Origin of the sequence: Anabaena sp. PCC 7938, from assembly GCF_049315035.1 — a bacterium.
Classification (GTDB): Bacteria; Cyanobacteriota; Cyanobacteriia; order Cyanobacteriales; family Nostocaceae; genus Anabaena; species Anabaena cylindrica.
On record NZ_CP186034.1, the window covers coordinates 4,055,160 to 4,071,676 of the forward strand.

Annotated in this window: 14 protein-coding genes; all 14 read left to right on the plus strand. The window is 33.6% G+C overall.

Features of this window, described 5'->3' with window-relative positions; all coding sequences use genetic code 11:
* Positions 1 to 157: 157 nt before the first annotated feature.
* The 14 genes from ACOWPH_RS18535 (at position 158) to ACOWPH_RS18600 (ending at position 16,457) form a co-directional block, all read left to right on the plus strand.
* The gene (locus ACOWPH_RS18535) at positions 158 to 946 is read left to right on the plus strand and encodes an Rpn family recombination-promoting nuclease/putative transposase (RefSeq protein ID WP_015216858.1); all 789 of its coding nucleotides are present in this window, start codon (positions 158 to 160) and stop codon (positions 944 to 946) included.
* 112 nt (positions 947 to 1,058) lie between these two features.
* Positions 1,059 to 1,934 (plus strand): Uma2 family endonuclease, encoded by an 876-nt coding sequence (locus tag ACOWPH_RS18540; protein WP_015216859.1) that lies wholly within the window; start codon positions 1,059 to 1,061, stop codon positions 1,932 to 1,934.
* Positions 1,935 to 1,999: 65 nt separating this feature from the next.
* Positions 2,000 to 2,806, plus strand: a complete 807-nt coding sequence (locus ACOWPH_RS18545; protein ID WP_015216860.1) for an ABC transporter permease — start codon at positions 2,000 to 2,002, stop codon at positions 2,804 to 2,806.
* A complete protein-coding gene (locus ACOWPH_RS18550; RefSeq protein ID WP_015216861.1) occupies positions 2,807 to 3,550 on the plus strand; it encodes an ABC transporter ATP-binding protein in 744 nt (247 codons plus the stop codon).
* A gap of 927 nt (positions 3,551 to 4,477) precedes the next feature.
* The gene (locus ACOWPH_RS18555; protein WP_015216862.1) at positions 4,478 to 6,337 is read left to right on the plus strand and encodes a glycosyltransferase; all 1,860 of its coding nucleotides are present in this window, start codon (positions 4,478 to 4,480) and stop codon (positions 6,335 to 6,337) included.
* 22 nt (positions 6,338 to 6,359) lie between these two features.
* The gene (gene glf / locus ACOWPH_RS18560) at positions 6,360 to 7,469 is read left to right on the plus strand and encodes a UDP-galactopyranose mutase (RefSeq protein WP_015216863.1); all 1,110 of its coding nucleotides are present in this window, start codon (positions 6,360 to 6,362) and stop codon (positions 7,467 to 7,469) included.
* Between the two features lie 43 nt (positions 7,470 to 7,512).
* Positions 7,513 to 8,418, plus strand: a complete 906-nt coding sequence (locus ACOWPH_RS18565; RefSeq protein ID WP_015216864.1) for a class I SAM-dependent methyltransferase — start codon at positions 7,513 to 7,515, stop codon at positions 8,416 to 8,418.
* 55 nt (positions 8,419 to 8,473) lie between these two features.
* Positions 8,474 to 9,733 carry a glycosyltransferase gene (locus tag ACOWPH_RS18570; protein ID WP_422665607.1) on the plus strand — a complete coding sequence of 420 codons (1,260 nt, stop codon included), beginning with the start codon at positions 8,474 to 8,476 and terminating at the stop codon, positions 9,731 to 9,733.
* A gap of 36 nt (positions 9,734 to 9,769) precedes the next feature.
* Entirely contained in the window at positions 9,770 to 10,768 is a 999-nt protein-coding gene (locus ACOWPH_RS18575) for a glycosyltransferase family 2 protein (RefSeq protein WP_015216866.1), read from the plus strand.
* A 233-nt stretch (positions 10,769 to 11,001) separates the two neighbouring features.
* On the plus strand, positions 11,002 to 11,808 hold the full coding sequence (locus tag ACOWPH_RS18580; protein WP_015216867.1) for an ABC transporter permease: 807 nt from the start codon (positions 11,002 to 11,004) through the stop codon (positions 11,806 to 11,808).
* Complete coding sequence (locus tag ACOWPH_RS18585; RefSeq protein WP_015216868.1) at positions 11,809 to 12,564, plus strand: ABC transporter ATP-binding protein; 756 nt, start codon at positions 11,809 to 11,811, stop codon at positions 12,562 to 12,564.
* A 17-nt stretch (positions 12,565 to 12,581) separates the two neighbouring features.
* A complete protein-coding gene (locus ACOWPH_RS18590; protein ID WP_015216869.1) occupies positions 12,582 to 13,889 on the plus strand; it encodes a class I SAM-dependent methyltransferase in 1,308 nt (435 codons plus the stop codon).
* Positions 13,890 to 13,915: 26 nt separating this feature from the next.
* A complete protein-coding gene (locus tag ACOWPH_RS18595) occupies positions 13,916 to 14,491 on the plus strand; it encodes a hypothetical protein (protein ID WP_422665608.1) in 576 nt (191 codons plus the stop codon).
* A complete protein-coding gene (locus ACOWPH_RS18600) occupies positions 14,442 to 16,457 on the plus strand; it encodes a glycosyltransferase (RefSeq protein ID WP_422665609.1) in 2,016 nt (671 codons plus the stop codon). The genes ACOWPH_RS18595 and ACOWPH_RS18600 overlap by 50 nt, the downstream gene beginning before the upstream one ends.
* The last annotated feature ends 60 nt before the right edge of the window (positions 16,458 to 16,517 follow it).

Here is a 16,517-nt window from a genome sequence, read left to right on the forward strand (position 1 = left end):
ATCTGTGACTTAGTTAGAAGCGACGCAATCAGAAAATCAGGAAATCACTCACCTCTAGAGTTGCTTTCCCCGTAGGAGTGGGGTTCCCTAGCCCTCGCTTATATTGCGTTCTACATACAGTCATTTAGATTAGTTATAGAAGAATTACCCAATCACCGTGAAAACAGACACAATTTTCTATAGTTTATTTCAAGCATTTCCTAGCATTTTTTTTGAACTAATTAATCAGTCTCCCTCAGAAGCAGTTGTGTATGAATTTACATCCCGTGAAGTTAAACAACTGGCTTTTCGCTTAGATGGTTTATTTTTGCCAATTACCAAAGAGTCAAAAAAACCATTTTATGTGGTTGAAGTTCAGTTTCAGCCAGATGATGATTTATATTATCGTCTCTTTGCGGAAATTTGCCTCTACTTGCGACAATACAAACCGCCTTATCCTTGGCAGGCTGTTATTATATATCCTAGTCGTAGCATAGAAAGAGAACAGCCTTTACAATTTGGCGAAATCTTGCTGCTGGAGAGAGTTAAACGTATCTATTTAGATGAGTTAGGAGAGGGTTCTTTAGGGGTAGGAGTTGTTAAACTAGTAATTGAAACCGAAGACACTGCACCAGAACTAGCAAAACGGTTAATTGCTCAAGCAAATCAACAAATAAATGATACAACTACTAAACGAGATATCATCAACCTAATTGAGACAATTATCGTTTATAAATTACCCAAAAAAAGCCGAGAGGAGATTGAAGCAATGTTAGGCTTAAGTGAATTAAAACAAACCAAGGTTTATCAAGAAGCTTTATTAGAAGGTAGACAGGAAGGTATAGCTGAAACAACCAGAAAATTAGCTTTAAACTTATTACAAATTGGTATGAGTTTAGAGCAAATTTCAGAAGTTACTGAATTGTCTCTTGCACAAGTTCGTGCTTTACAACAGGAAATTAAATAGTTCAAATTTTAACTAACTAATCCCACCAGCTAATCAGTATTTGCCTGTACTAGACTGCTGGTTTTATTAACTGTCATGGCTTAAAATTAAATCAGTAAGCAGGTATACTCGTATGTTTGTTACAGCCCAACAGCTAGAACAACAAATGCCCGATGCGACTCGTTTGTTAAGTGATGAGCCAGAAATGGAAAGTTCTTTACATTATATGCAGTTACTATTGTTAGTAACTAGTTTAGAGTGGTTATGGCGTGATCAAAACGATTTCTTTATTGGTGCTAATTTGACTATTTATTTTAGTCGTCAGCAGTTAAAAAATCGAGAATTTAGGGGTCCAGATTTCTTTTTAGTCAAAGATACAGAAAAGCGTCCCCGCACTTCTTGGGTTGTGTGGGAAGAAGACGGAAATTATCCAGATTTAATTATTGAATTATTGTCAGATAGTACAGCTAAAGTTGACCGCAACCTCAAAAAAAGTTTGTATGAAAGTCGATTTCGTACCCCGGAATATTTTTGGTTTAGCCCCGAAAGTTTAGAATTTATGGGTTTCAAACTGGTAGGAAAACAATATCAGGAAATTATACCCAATGAGCAAAGATGGCTTTGGAGTGAAGTCCTAAATTTATATTTAGGTGTAGAAAATGCTAAACTTCGCTATTTTACATCGGAAGGTGAGTTAGTACCAACACCAGAAGAAGCTGCTACAAAAATACAACAAGAAGCTCAAGCAGCCCAAAATCAGGCTTTGGAAGCTGAAAGACAAGCTCAAGCAGCCCAAAATCAGGCTTTGGAAGCTGAAAGACAAGCTCAAGCAGCCCAAAATCAGGCTTTGGAAGCTGCAAGACAAGCTCAAGCAGCCCAAAATCAGGCTTTGGAAGCTGAAAGACAAGCTCGTGAGTCAGAACATCTGTTAACAAGTGAAAGAGAGAAAGTACAAATTTTGGCAGAAAAATTGCGATCGCTTGGAATAGATCCTGACAGTTTGGCTTAAATTAATGCTGACAACCATATAAAATACGCGAATAACTTGGCTGTGGTGTGCAATGGTACTTGAGGATGACCCTATCTATCAAAGACAATTTCACTAAGTTGCAAGTAGAGCGTTATTGGGAACTGCTGCAAGTTTTGGTAGCGCGGACTCTCAAAGTGCGTTATCGAGGTTCCTTCCTGGGTGTTTATTGGTCGCTGTTGAACCCATTAATAATGACAGGCTTATACACCGCAATTTTCGGAACCACCTTCTCTTCCTATTATGGCAACTCAATCCTAAATTATGTATTAGCAGCCTTCACAGGACTGGTAGTCATCAATTTTTTCTCAGCTTCCACATCTCAAGCTTTAACAAGTGTCGTAGGGAATGGCGCATTATTGAACAAAATTCGTCTACCAGTTAGCGTTTTTCCTGTATCAATGATTACGGCAAACGTGTTTCAGTTTTCAGTAGGAGCATTTCCATTGCTGTCAGTGATGACTTTAATCAATTCCAAAAGTCTAATCAATGTCCTAGCCTTGGTATTTCCATTTTTGGCATTAGTATTAGTTTCCACAGGAATTGGATTTTTAGTCAGTGCCTTGTATGTATTTTTTAGAGATTTACCTTACTTTTATGAGTTAGTCACCTTTGTGATGTGGATTAGTAGCCCCATATTTTATCCAGCAGCGATCGTCCCAAAGCAGGTACAGCCCTTTTTAGGCTTAAATCCCCTATCTCCAATTATCGAAAGTCTGCGTCAAATTACATTATCGGGTTCTCCACCAGATTTAGGTTTAATTTGGGGTGCTTTACTGAGTGGCATCATTATTTTGTCCCTGGGATGGACTTGTTTTCATATTTGGCGACATCAGTTTATGGATTTACTATAAATGGAAGTAATCCGCCTAGATAATGTTTCGCTGTGGCGACGCACACAAGAAGAGTTTTCTTATGACCTCAAAAAAACCGTGCTTTCTATTGTAGAAGGTAAATATCGCCAACCTGCAAAAAAATTAGTGCTGGATCACGTTGCATTAGCAGTTGACAAAGGTGAAAAAATAGGTATCATTGGTGCGAATGGTTCTGGTAAATCCACACTTTTAAAAATTATTTGTGGGATATTACAACCAAGCATCGGCACAGTGCGCGTCAAGGGTAAAATTGCTCCTTTAATTGAACTAGGAGCAGGCTTTGATCCAGAAATCTCTGTAATAGACAACATCCTACTTTATGGTGTACTACTGGGTTTTTCCCGAATAGAAATGCGAGAAAGAGTACATTCAATTTTAGAGTTTGCAGAATTACAGGATTATGCTTTAGTTCCGGTGAAAAGTTTATCTTCTGGCATGGTAGCACGGTTGGGTTTTGCGATCGCTACAGACGTACAACCTGATATTTTGATTCTGGATGAAGTTTTATCAGTAGGTGATGAGAGTTTCAAGAATAAATGCAAACAACGAATTGATAAATTTTGGAATGCAGAAGCGACCGTTTTGGTAGTATCCCATGATTTGGGTTTTATGAAACAGTCTTGCAAACAGATAATTTGGTTAGAAAAGGGAAAAATCAATTTTATAGGAACAGCAGAGCGTGCAGTACAATCTTATCTAGCAGGTCAATTCATCCCAGAATAAATACAAGTCAAGATAAAATAGTGCGTATATTTTAGATTTGTAAAGTTTTGTTTCTAGATTCAATATCTATGCTGACATAGTATAAATCCTGAAGGATTTATAGCTATAAGGTGTAACGAGAATAGGAGGAATTGATACAACTTGGTTGTAAGTTCTTTAATAACCTCCTACCTGTTTTGTATCTATTTAATTGTATTAATAGAACTTACACATTCAGCAGATTCTTTAACCCTCTAAAAACCTAGGATTTAGGCATCTTCTACATTGTTAAAGCGATAAAAATAATCTTGATTTTCAGAGTTGTTATGTAAGTCCTACTTAAAGAAAAAACCTCATCCCAATTCGAGTTTCAGGTGCTATTGAGAAGAATTTCAATACAGTTTTAGAAGCTTTCTTTTAAGCTGAAAATGTTCTGTATCCTCAAAGCCTTTTGAAGACATAGTAGGCATTTTACACCCACAGAACACCAAAATCAATGCAATTTAGTTTCTTCGCCATGAACTCATTTTTTCTCATCGCTACTAAGTAAAATGACATCATTATAAGGAAAGCCAATGTATAATATTACCTTTAGAAGCACCAAACAATTAAGAAGCAAATAAAACATCAGATTCATTGATTTTTACTGTTAAATATTGAGCTAGTATATCTAGACATAAATAAAAAGTGATTTAGGTATAAAATATTTAACTAAAATTGGATATTTAAGGAAAATGGCTACTTTATCAAAACAAAAAAAGCTAAATCATACATCTATATGACAGAAATTATAATCTGTAATGTAGCAGCAAAAAGTACTATTACTACAGAATAAGTAGTTTTGAATTAAGTGTTTATTCTGTTGGCATTTTAACGGATAGTTTGGCATAACAGTTACTGAAGAGCATTTTAAGACAAAATAAAATAAAAATTGAGTAAAAATAAACTATGGTTAACCAACTAGAATTATCACCCATCTATCAAATTAATCAAAAAGACATATCAAATCATCTTCAAAATATTATTTTTCCTAAAACTGATATTTGCACTGTTGAAGAACTATTTTTTAGAAATAATTCTCAAGTTTTATTTAACTATGAAAATAATATATTAGAGCTAGAGAAAAGTGGAATAGTTAGCTTTGACACCTATTTCAATGCTTTTTCTGTAGACACCTGGAAAGAATATACCAAAGTTAGAAGTATAGAAGTTACTCTCAAATTAAAAGGATCATTCAAAATTAATATTTACAATATAGATAAATTAGATGAGACTAAAACCTTATTGTCACAAAAAATTATTAATAACAAAAAACTCGAAGAAATAACAGTTTTAGATAACTTCGATATATCTGCATATACAGGAATGATATACCTGGAAATCGAAGCACTAGAAAATATGTGTCAAATGAGTGCAGGGTATTTTTCTACTTTTACAGAATCAGATCCAAACATCAAACTAGCAGTTGTTATATGCACATATAAAAGGGAAGGCTATGTTTATAAAAACATGGAATTATTAACAAGATATTTGTTAGAACAAAATGGCTGTGAGAATAAATTAGAAGTATTTATTATTGATAACGGTAATACTTTAGAGCAATTTAATAGTCATATAATTCATTTAATACCTAATAAAAATGCAGGAGGAAGTGGCGGGTTTGCTAGAGGAATGCTGGAAGTTTTAAAACAGCAAAATAAATTTTCACATATTATTCTTATGGATGATGATATTCTCTTCGAGCCAGCAATATTGGAGAGAATCTGGAATTTTTTGAGTGTAACTAATCAGAAAAACATCTGCCTTGGTAGCAGTATGTTGAGATTGGATAAAAAATACATACAGCATGAAAAAGGAGCTTATTGGAATAGGGATAAAGGTTTTGTCGCTGTCAAACCCAATATAGATTTGAGAAAACTAACAGCTACTTTATTCAATGAAATAGACGAACATATTGATTACAGTGCTTGGTGGTTGTTTTGCTTTCCAGTCAATGCTATCAAAGCTCATGGCTTACCATATCCTTTCTTTATCAGAATGGACGATGTAGAATTTTGCAAAAGAATAGAGCATAAAATTATAATTCTGAATGGTATATGTGTTTGGCATGAACCATTTGAGAATAAAAAAAGTCCATTAATCGAGTACTACTATTTTAGAAATAGTATGATTTTCAATTGCCTGTATTTTTATGAAAGTTTTAGTAAAATTAAAGCTATTAAATGGTTTTTAAAACCATTATTTAAAGAATTATTTTGTTATAGATATGAAACCGCTGAGAGTATTCTCAAAGCAACTATTGATTTTCTGCAAGGTCCTGATGCTCTAGTTGCTAACAAACCAGAAGACAAACACAAAGAAGTTTCTAAAGTTACGGAAAAAACAGCTAAAAATTCAGAATTACCATTCATATATAGCAAATATATAACCAGTTTAGAAAAAAGTGAAAACAAGTTACATAGATTTGTCAGACTCATAACTTTTAATGGTCATCTTTTACCCAATGGATTTTTCTTTAAAGATGATACATTTACCGATAAGGGATATAGTATTGTTCCAGCTTGGAATGGTAGACCTCTCAACGTTTTTCGAGCCAAAAAAGTTTTATATTACAATTTGCAAACTCAAGAAGGATTTATAGTCAAATTTTCCAGAATCAGGTTTTTTAAAGCTTTGATATATGGATTATGGTTAGCCTTAGTGATGTTAATAAAATTACCAGAATTAAAAAAGCTATATATCACTTCATTACCTAAGCTGACCAGTCAATCTTTCTGGGAAAAGTATCTAGAAATAGAACCCAAATAACTATAAGAAGCAGAATAAAAATATGTACAACACAATGTTTGATTTTCTCATTGTTGGGGCAGGATTTGCAGGTTGTACCCTAGCAAATTGTATAGCTACGCATCTAGATCGCAAAGTATTAGTTATTGATACTCGCAATCATATTGGTGGTAATGCTTTTGATTTTTATGATAATGCTGGGGTATTAGTTCATAAATATGGAGCGCATATTTTCCATACCAATAGTAAAAAAATCATTGATTACCTTTCACCGTTTACTCAATGGCGAGTTTATCAGCATGAAGTTTTAGCTAAAGTAGATGGTGACTTATATCCCATTCCTATCAACCTGAATACTATTAATAAATTATATGGGCTAAATCTTAATAGCCAACAACTTGAAGAATTTTATGAGCAAGTTAAAGAAAGATATGACAGAATTGAAAACTCAGAACAAGCTGTAATTGGTAAAGTAGGAACCGATTTATATGAGAAATTCTTTAAAAACTACACTTACAAACAATGGAACCTGTGGCCGCATGAGCTAGATGCTTCAGTTTGCGCTCGTATTCCCGTAAGAACCAATAAAGATAATCGCTATTTTGGTGATAAATATCAACTTATGCCGCTACATGGTTATACAAAAATGTTTGAAAAAATGTTGGCAAATCCCAACATTAAAGTTATGCTCAATACCAGCTTTCAGGAAGTAGAAAAATGGCTAAAATTTGACCATTTAATTTATACTGGACCCATCGATCAATTTTTCGATTATAAGTTCGGTAAACTTCCATATCGCTCATTGCGCTTTGACTTTGAAACTCATGATATGGAATATTTTCAACCAGTTGCTGTTGTCAATTATCCCAATGATTATGATTTTACACGGGTAGTTGAATCTAAACATCTTACTGGACAAAAACATCCTAAAACTACTATCTACTACGAATATCCACAAGCGGAAGGAGATCCTTATTACCCCGTTCCACGTCCAGAAAATCGTGAGTTATTTCAGCAGTACAAAAGTGAAGCAGATAAGCTGGAAACAGTAACATTTGTAGGTAGATTGGCACAATACCAATATTACAACATGGATCAGGTTGTTGCTGCCGCTCTCACGGTGTTTGAAAACAGAATTAGTCAAATTTATTAGTTTACTAACAATCATTAGAGGCAATTATTAGAGGAGAAATACTTTGTTCTATACATCATTTACACAAATCGTACCCAAATCTCTCCGTGCTTTTCTACGTGATCGAGATACAGCTTTTCAAAAATTAATCACTTCTTATGATAATTTAAAGCTAGAACATGAAAATTTAAAACTCTTTTATCAAAAACTTGAGCCAGAAAATCAATATTTATATTTTGAGAATAAAGTAGAAAAAATTCCAGATGCCATGAATAAAAAAGCACTGGAATATGATTTTAAAAAGGGTAGGATTGTCATTGAATCAATCTTATCTTCTTCAAAAGAGGAATTAATAAATAGAGATTTTTTGTTAGAAAAAATCAAAGATTATGGTTGTCCTTATCAGGGGTGGAGCCTTTATTCTCCTTATCAACAATATGTCAATGCTTCTGATTATGGATCAATTCAAATTCCTACAGAACTAGTAGATTTTTTGATTTATTGTATTCATAAAAAACCACTATCGTTTCTAGAAGTCGGAGTAATGTACGGAGGATTTTCTGCTCTATGCTGTGCTGTTTTATCTAAATTCAACAACAATTTCAAGTATACTTGTGTTGACATAGAAGATAACTTTAGAGATTGGGAATATTTTTCATCTATCTTACCTCTAGAAAAAGCTATTCCTGCTACATCTGCTGATTTTATAGGCTCAGAATTTGATGTTGTCTATATTGATGCTGATCATTCATATCATGGTATGAAAAGGGATTTTTTAAATGTGGGACGTTATGGAAAAGTTTGTGCCTTTCATGATATTAATGCAGCAGAATATGATCATTTAGATGGTGGAACTAGAAGATGTTGGAATGAACTCAAATTATCATATTGTCAGTCGGCCTCAATTTTAGAAATTAGTCATATTGCTGAGGAGTGGATGGGTATTGGTATTATTGATTTTAATAAATGATTTATGAAAATTGCCAAAGTCGCAGCTATTATTGTCACTTGGAATAAAATTAAAGATGTTTGTTTATCTAATTGAAGATACTAACAAATTAGATTTGCATGGGATATATCTGGATATTTTTGTTGTTGATAATGCTTCAAGTGATGGTACGCAATCTTATATTCAAGAACATTATCCCCAAGTCAAGGTTCTCCAAACAGGTGCAAATATAGGTGGTTCCGGTGGCTTTTCTTATGGAATGGAGTTTTTAAACAAACTCAATTATGACTACATTTGGTTACTAGATAATGATGTGCGTTTAGATCATCAATCTTTGTTTCCTTTAGTAGAAACTTTGCAAAACTATTCTGAAGTAGGTTTAGTAGGTTCTCAAATTAGAAAATCAGAACAGCCAGAGATTATTCAAGAAATAGGTAGTTATCTCCATCACAGAAAAGCACACTTAAAAACCTATTTAGGTAATTCTCCTATTATATCTACAGACGAAATATTAGCAGAAAAACCTTATCTAGTGGTAGATGTTTGTGCTGCGGCATCATTATTATTTAGATGTGAAATAATTGAGCAAATAGGAGTATTTGAAAACTATTTTCTGCACTTCGATGATGTTGAATGGTGTTTAAGAGCAAAGCAGACTGGTTGGGTTGTTGCTGCTCATCCCGCATCTATTGTTTGGCATTGTTCACCAGATTTTAAATATCGTCCTTGGATTAGTTATTATGATGAACGTAATTTATGCTATTGCTGGCAGAAATATTACCCAAAACTTTTATTAAAACGTCTGCAATTACTTTTACCAAAGTTAATTTATTATTCGTTCACTGGACGATTTTTTTTAGTAGAAATTTATTTATGGGGATTGGAAGATTTTCTCAAAGGAGTTAAAGGTAAAATAGCAGATAAACTTCCATATCGAGAATATACTTTACCTGAAATTATTACTGATAATTTAAAAGTTGTAGTGTCATCTACGATTTATTACAAAAATTCTCAAGTTAATGCTTGGCAGGAATTGGAACTGAATAAAAAAATTACTCTTTGGTATCCACCCAAAAATTTATTACATCGGATTTATATCTGGATCATATCTTATTTTTTCAAGCCTGTAGATTTGGCAATAGTTAGCTGCTATCAACCGGAACTGTTTTACTTAAATTTAGCGAAGAAAGTCTATTTTTTCACTGATGCAGGTTATATACAAGTAAATATAAGTTTCATAAATGTACTACTCAACAGTCTCCAAGTGTTTTATCGGTTGATGAAAATATATTGGCAAATGAGTATTTTAGTAAGTAAATCAGCAGCTACAAGATAACTTTTATCATTAACAATACTGGAAGTAATCGCTACTATGTTAAACACAAGTATATTGATATCTATAGTTATTTGTACAGCAGACCGCTCGGCTTCTCTACAAAAAACTATTCAATCTTTAAATCACCTTAGTTATAACCATTTTGAAGTCATTATTGTAGATTCTTCAGCCAATGATAATACATTGAAAATGCTAAACTTTATCAAACAAGACTTGAATTATAGTATTAAAATATTTATATCAAATTATAAAAATCTGAGTGTTTCTAGAAATATAGGTATACAAAAATCATCGGGGGAAATAGTTGCTTTTATAGATGATGATGCGATTCCGCCCACTGACTGGTTAGATAAATTAATATCAACATATTCTTTGTATGGATATAAATGTGCTGGTGTTGGTGGCACTGTACGAGATATGACAACTCCGGGTTATCCTTTACAATATCATCGAGGTATTACAAATTGTATTAGTAATACAATTCCAATTCGTCCTGGAGATGCTCTCAACTATAACCAAGAACAGGGTTTTTGGTACAATGGTTTGATGGGAACAAATTCATCTTACCGTAAAGAATTTCTGGAAGAGATTAATGGCTATGATGAATTTTTTGAATATTTTTTAGATGAAACAGATGTATGTCTGCGCTTAATTCAAGCGGGTTATGAAATTCACTATTGTGATACTATTGTGGATCACTATCCTCAACCTAGTCATAATCGTTATGATCAAAAGCATCTTACTTGTTGGTATTCTCTAGCTAAAAATACTACGTACTTTGCTCTAAAGCACGCTTACAAAAGACTTCCTTTGTCAATTTTGCTCATACGTCTGGTTCTGCTTCTGATTTACCGATGTTTACTGAGGATCACTCGGCTTAAATTTACTCATCGTCTTGACAATCAAATTTTATGGCAATATGTCCAAGAAGCTATGAAGGGCGTTTATGCTGGTTGGAGCGCTGGCATGGTTTGGCATCACAGTAATGATCAAAATATTAGTAGAGTAACTAGCTCTAGTCATAAAGCTGATTGAATTTGGTAATAAGGACAAGGTATTGAAGGATAATGGCTTCTCTAGTTTATGTTCGTCAAAGGTGTCTTAGACAGAGGCTACGCTAACAAGATGCTATAAAGTAAGCGCAGCAATACCTACACTGATTTTAAATTCACCGCAGGAATCGAGCCTGATAGTTCAGGTTAAATTAATACTGAAAATAGTATAAAATGCCGTAATAACTTGGCTATGGCCTGTGGTGGTGCTTAAGGATGACCATTTCTATCAAAGACAATTTAACTGGGTTACAAGTGCAGCGTTACTGGGAACTGTTGCACGTCTTGGTAGTGCGGACTCTCAAAGTACGTTATCGGGGATCATTCCTGGGGGTTTATTGGTCGTTGTTGAACCCACTCATTATGACAGGGCTGTACACTGCCATTTTTGGAGCTACTTTCGCATCTTATTATGGTAACTCGATCCTGAATTACGTATTAGCAGCATTTACAGGGCTGGTGGTAATCAATTTTTTCTCAGCTTCCACATCCCAAGCTTTAACAAGTGTCGTAGGGAATGGCGCATTATTGAACAAAATTCGTCTACCAGTTAGTGTTTTTCCTGTGTCAATGATTGCAGCCAACGTATTTCAGTTTTCAGTGGGAGCATTACCGTTACTGGCGATTATGACTTTGATTAATTCCAAAAGCCTAGTCAATGTCCTCTCGTTGGTATTTCCATTTATAGCTCTAATCTTAGTTTCCACAGGAATTGGATTTTTAGTAAGTGCTTTGTACGTATTTTTTAGAGATTTTCCTTATTTTTATGAGTTAGTGGTATTTGTAATTTGGCTAAGTAGTCCTATCTTTTATCCGGCAGATATTGTACCAAAGCAGGTACAGCCATTTTTAGGTTTAAATCCCTTATCTCCAATTATTGAAAGTCTGCGTCAAATTACATTATCGGGTTCTCTGCCAGATTTAGGTTTAATTTGGGGCGCTTTACTGAGTGGCATCATTATTTTGTCCCTGGGATGGACTTGTTTTCATGTTTGGCGACATCAGTTTATGGATTTACTGTAAATGGAAGTAATTCGCCTGGATAATGTTTCGCTGTGGCGACGGACTCAAGAAGAGTTTTCTTATGATTTGAAGAAAACATTGTTGTCTATTTTAGAAGGTAAATATCGCCAACCTGCCAAGAAATTAGTACTAGATAATGTTGATCTAGTAGTTGACAAAGGTGAGAAAATTGGGATAATAGGTGCGAATGGATCTGGTAAATCCACGCTTTTAAAGATAATTTCTGGTATTTTACAACCTACTACCGGAACTCTAAGAGTACGTGGTCAAGTAGCACCTTTGATTGAACTAGGCGCAGGTTTCGATGCAGAAATATCTGTGATGGACAACATTCTACTTTATGGTGTACTACTAGGATTTTCTAGGTCTGAAATGAAAAAAAGAGCGCAGTCTATTTTGGAATTTGCCGAATTGGAGGATTATGCTTTAGTTCCAGTAAAGGGTTTATCTTCAGGTATGGTAGCACGGTTAGGGTTTTCAATTGCTACGGATGTACAGCCTGATATCTTGATTTTGGATGAAGTATTGTCAGTAGGGGATGAGAGTTTTAAGAATAAATGTAAGAAGAGGATAGATCAGTTTTGGGATGGAGAAACGACGGTTTTAGTTGTTTCTCATGATTTACAGTTTATTAGTACATCGTGCAAAAAAGCAATTTATTTAAATCAAGGAAATATTAAATTTCAAGGCGAATCACAAGAAGTAGTGAAGTATTATTTAGAAAGTGTTAAACAAACCGAAATAGTTAATAATTAGTGAATGTGAGAAATAAAATGGATTCCGAAAAAATACTAGAACGGATGAAAGATATCTATCAACAATCTGTCAGCATTGAAAATCATGGACAAAATATGCAAACAGACTTACAATCTCAATCATCTAGTGACAGTAATCAATCTATACATAATAGAAACAGTCACTTTATAGAAATAGATGGTAATTGCTTGTTATTTTTTAACGATATATACACCAGTAAGTTTAGCAAATTTATCAAGAACATACTGAAGAAAGTAGCATGGCCTATTTTAAAAAGACAGATTTATTTCAATTCTGCCATCAGACAGCTTTTATATAATCTAGTACAAAAAAGCTATGAAGATTCAGTGAAAGCTAGAGAGGTAAATGAAAAAATTACTCAACTTGAACAGACAATAGAAAAGCTATCTACTGAAATACAATATGAAGATTCAGTAAAAGCTAGAAAGGTAAATGAAAAAATTACTCAACTTGAACAGACAATAGAAAAGCTATCTACTGAAATACAATATGAAGATTCAGTAAAAGCTAGAGAGGTAAATGAAAAAATTACTCAACTTGAACAGATAATAGAAAAGCTATCTACTGAAATACAAACTGATAATAGTAACACGAATAGCTTTGTGGCTTCTGAAACAGCGAAGATGAGAAGTGGCTTATGGTTTAATGAACCGATAATTATTGGCTATAGCGGTGATGGTGAAGCTTATTGGGCTGTAACTAATGAAAGAATTGTAGAAAAAACATTTGTGATACATTCCCTAGCTCATTTTTGTAATTCTAAGAAAATAGAACTTCTAGATGTAGGAGCAGCCGAAAGTCTTTTATCATACGAATTGGCAAGTTTTAATTACTCAGTTACAGCAATAGATATTCGCCCTATAGCTTTATCTCATCCTAATTTAAAATTTGTTAAAAGTGATATTTGTCAGGCTGTATTTTCACCAGCTAGCTTCGATTGCGTAATTGCTTTATCTACGCTCGAACATCTCGGTTTGGGATGGTATGGGGATGAAAAAATAAATAGTTATGATCTTGAAGCTGTTAAACAAATCAATTTACTTTTAAAGTCAGAGGGTATATTTATACTCACAGTTCCCTATGGTAGAAAAGCTATAACACCAGTACATCGAATTTACGATCAAGAATCACTGCAAAAATTAACTCAAGATTTTACAGTGATGCAAATATCCTATGGAGTACGCAAAGATAGCTTTACATGGACTATCACTGAAAATGAGTTAGAAGCCTCAGTCCAAGAACATAACCCCGATAACTACCTTCCTGGTGCAGTAGCTATGTTGGTATGTAAAAAAAAATCTTAATTTAAAAAATTGGAATTGATACAGTAATGAAAGTTGCAATTGATATTCAAGCCTTACAAACAAATAATTCTAGAAATAGAGGGATTGGGCGTTATACACAATCAGTCATAGAAGCTCTATTCAATCAGCAAGATGCTCCTAACTTTGAGTTATATGCCAATGCTACGCTACCAGAACCATTTTTGAATAAGAGTCTTTTTTCATATAGTTCTATATATTATCCATATATTGGCAGTTGTACAACTAATGATCTATTGCTAAAAACAACCTTAATATCATCTGATGCTGACATGATATTTGTCCCCAGTCCTATGGAGGGTTTAGATTCTACAATACCTGATTATACTAAGTTTACTAAAAAAATTTTTGTAATTTGCTATGATTTGATTCCACTTATATTTTCTGATAGATATTTAAACGATGACAATATGCAATCTCTTTATATGAGGAGATTAAAAAATGTACAGAATGCTGATTTTATATTTGCAATTTCTGAATCTACTCGCCAAGATTTAATCAAATATCTCAACATATCTCCTAACAAAGTTTTAAATGTTTCGGGTGGGGTTTCTCCGTTCTTTACCCCAGTCCAAATTAAATGAGCATTACTCTTGGCTGAAAACTTTTGCTGATAAGTTTGGCATTCACAAGAAATTTATTCTCTATACAGGTGGTGAGGACTGGCGTAAGAATATTGAAGGATTAATTCATGCTTTCGCTAAATTACCTGAAAGTTTTCAAGAAAATTACCAATTAGTGATTGCTTGTAAAGTATCTGATTTCTTTTCTCAAGAAATTAGCACTTTAGGAATAAAATTAGGAGTAGGTAAATCCCTGATCTTAACAAATTATATTACAGATGAAGAACTAAGAGCTTTGTATTCAACTTGCTCTTTATTTGTCTTTCCTTCTTTTTATGAAGGTTTTGGTTTACCATTGCTGGAAGCTATTTCGTGTGGCGCACCAGCTATTGCAAGTAATAACTCATCTTTACCAGAAATTTTAGGCTCTCCGGAGCTACTGTTTGATCCACATTCATCTCATGATATTGCTAGGATTATGCAAACAGTTCTCTCTAATGAAGAATTTAGAATAAAAAATACAGAAAATGCTTTTCAACAAGCGGCTCAGTTTTCCTGGCAATCAGTGGCAGAAAAAATGATTGGCGTTTTTCAAGAACATCAGCCATTAAATAAGATAACTATTGCATTCAGTCGAGTTAAGACACCTAGTAACAAGCCTCAAATAGCTTTTTTCAGTCCTTTTCCGCCAGCTAAATCTGGTATTTCAGATTACAGTCAAGACCTTCTACCATCATTGCAACAATATTTTAATCTTGATTTGTATGATGATAGTTATTTACTGGAGGCTGATATAGCAAATAAATTATTCCCTCATACAAAATTTGAAGAACGGTTAGATTCGCAAAACTACGAAGGGATTATTTATCAGATAGGTAATAGTAGTTACCATTGTCATATGTACTCAAAATTAATGCGGTATCCCGGTATAGCTGTGTTACATGACTATTACTTGGGAGGACTCATTAATTATATGGAGATTCATACTCCAGAAATTGGAATAACCTTACACCAGGAGCTAGAACACAGTTATGGAAAAGATAGAGCTATAGAAATATCAAACTTAATTCAACAGGGAAAATTGAATATACAGGAAAAACTACCTGAAGAAAAAATTTTTTTAAATAGGAGAATTTTTACTAGGTCTTTAGGCGTAGTTTTACATAGTAAATGGGCTTATAATTGTGCAGTTAGAGATTTTAGTAATGATAATAATCATATTGTTCACATACCACATTTAGTTCCCAAAGTTACTTTTAAAGAGAAATCACTGCTAGAAGAACGTCAAGTGCTAGGAATTCCCATCGATAGTGTCATAATTGCTGCATTTGGATTTATTAATTTAACTAAACGTCCTCTGCAAATTCTGCGTGCTTTTAAAAAGTATTTAGTCGAGCAACCCAATGCCTATTTAATTTTTGTAGGTGGTACTGATTACCTTGGCTCAATTGATATAGAATACGAAATTAAAAAACTAGGTTTAAAGAATCAAGTAAAAATTACTGGATATGTAAATATGGCAGACTTTTACAGATATATAGAAATATCAGATATTTGCCTTAATTTAAGATATCCATTTAAAGGTGAAAGTTCAGGTTCACTTCTACGCATATTATCTGTTGGTAAGCCCACAATCGTCACAGATATAGGTTCATTCTCAGATTTTCCTGATGATGTGGTATTCAAAATTCCTCAGCCTCATCAAAGTAATGAAATTGATGAAATACTCAAAGCTTTAATTTTCTTGACTGAAAAACTGGAATATAGACATTCATTAAGCAAAAATGCCTCCGAGTATATTTATAGAGAACATTCTCCAGAAAGATGCGCTCGGTTATATTCTGAGTTTATTCAGCAAGTTTTATGTTCATCCCAATCCAAGCAAAAACTTCTTACTGATTACGTTGGTAGGGAATTAGCTAAGATTGAAGCCAATGCTTCTGAAACGGTGCTGACTAATTTTGCTAAAATTATTGGTAATGAATAAATTAGTAAATATCTATAAAGTAGGCTAAAAAGTAAAAACTCAATACAGATCTGAATCTGG

What these genes read in the sequence shown, in the direction of transcription:
- ACOWPH_RS18575 (WP_015216866.1), top strand. Translation starts at nt 9,770, where the DNA reads ATGTTAAACACAAGTATATTGATATCTATAGTTATTTGTACAGCAGAC.
- ACOWPH_RS18590 (WP_015216869.1), top strand. Translation starts at nt 12,582, where the DNA reads ATGGATTCCGAAAAAATACTAGAACGGATGAAAGATATCTATCAACAA.
- ACOWPH_RS18570 (WP_422665607.1), top strand. Translation starts at nt 8,474, where the DNA reads ATGTTTGTTTATCTAATTGAAGATACTAACAAATTAGATTTGCATGGG.
- glf (WP_015216863.1), top strand. Translation starts at nt 6,360, where the DNA reads ATGTACAACACAATGTTTGATTTTCTCATTGTTGGGGCAGGATTTGCA.
- ACOWPH_RS18545 (WP_015216860.1), top strand. Translation starts at nt 2,000, where the DNA reads ATGACCCTATCTATCAAAGACAATTTCACTAAGTTGCAAGTAGAGCGT.
- ACOWPH_RS18585 (WP_015216868.1), top strand. Translation starts at nt 11,809, where the DNA reads ATGGAAGTAATTCGCCTGGATAATGTTTCGCTGTGGCGACGGACTCAA.
- ACOWPH_RS18580 (WP_015216867.1), top strand. Translation starts at nt 11,002, where the DNA reads ATGACCATTTCTATCAAAGACAATTTAACTGGGTTACAAGTGCAGCGT.
- ACOWPH_RS18550 (WP_015216861.1), top strand. Translation starts at nt 2,807, where the DNA reads ATGGAAGTAATCCGCCTAGATAATGTTTCGCTGTGGCGACGCACACAA.
- ACOWPH_RS18540 (WP_015216859.1), top strand. Translation starts at nt 1,059, where the DNA reads ATGTTTGTTACAGCCCAACAGCTAGAACAACAAATGCCCGATGCGACT.
- ACOWPH_RS18600 (WP_422665609.1), top strand. Translation starts at nt 14,442, where the DNA reads ATGTTTCGGGTGGGGTTTCTCCGTTCTTTACCCCAGTCCAAATTAAAT.
- ACOWPH_RS18595 (WP_422665608.1), top strand. Translation starts at nt 13,916, where the DNA reads ATGAAAGTTGCAATTGATATTCAAGCCTTACAAACAAATAATTCTAGA.
- ACOWPH_RS18555 (WP_015216862.1), top strand. Translation starts at nt 4,478, where the DNA reads ATGGTTAACCAACTAGAATTATCACCCATCTATCAAATTAATCAAAAA.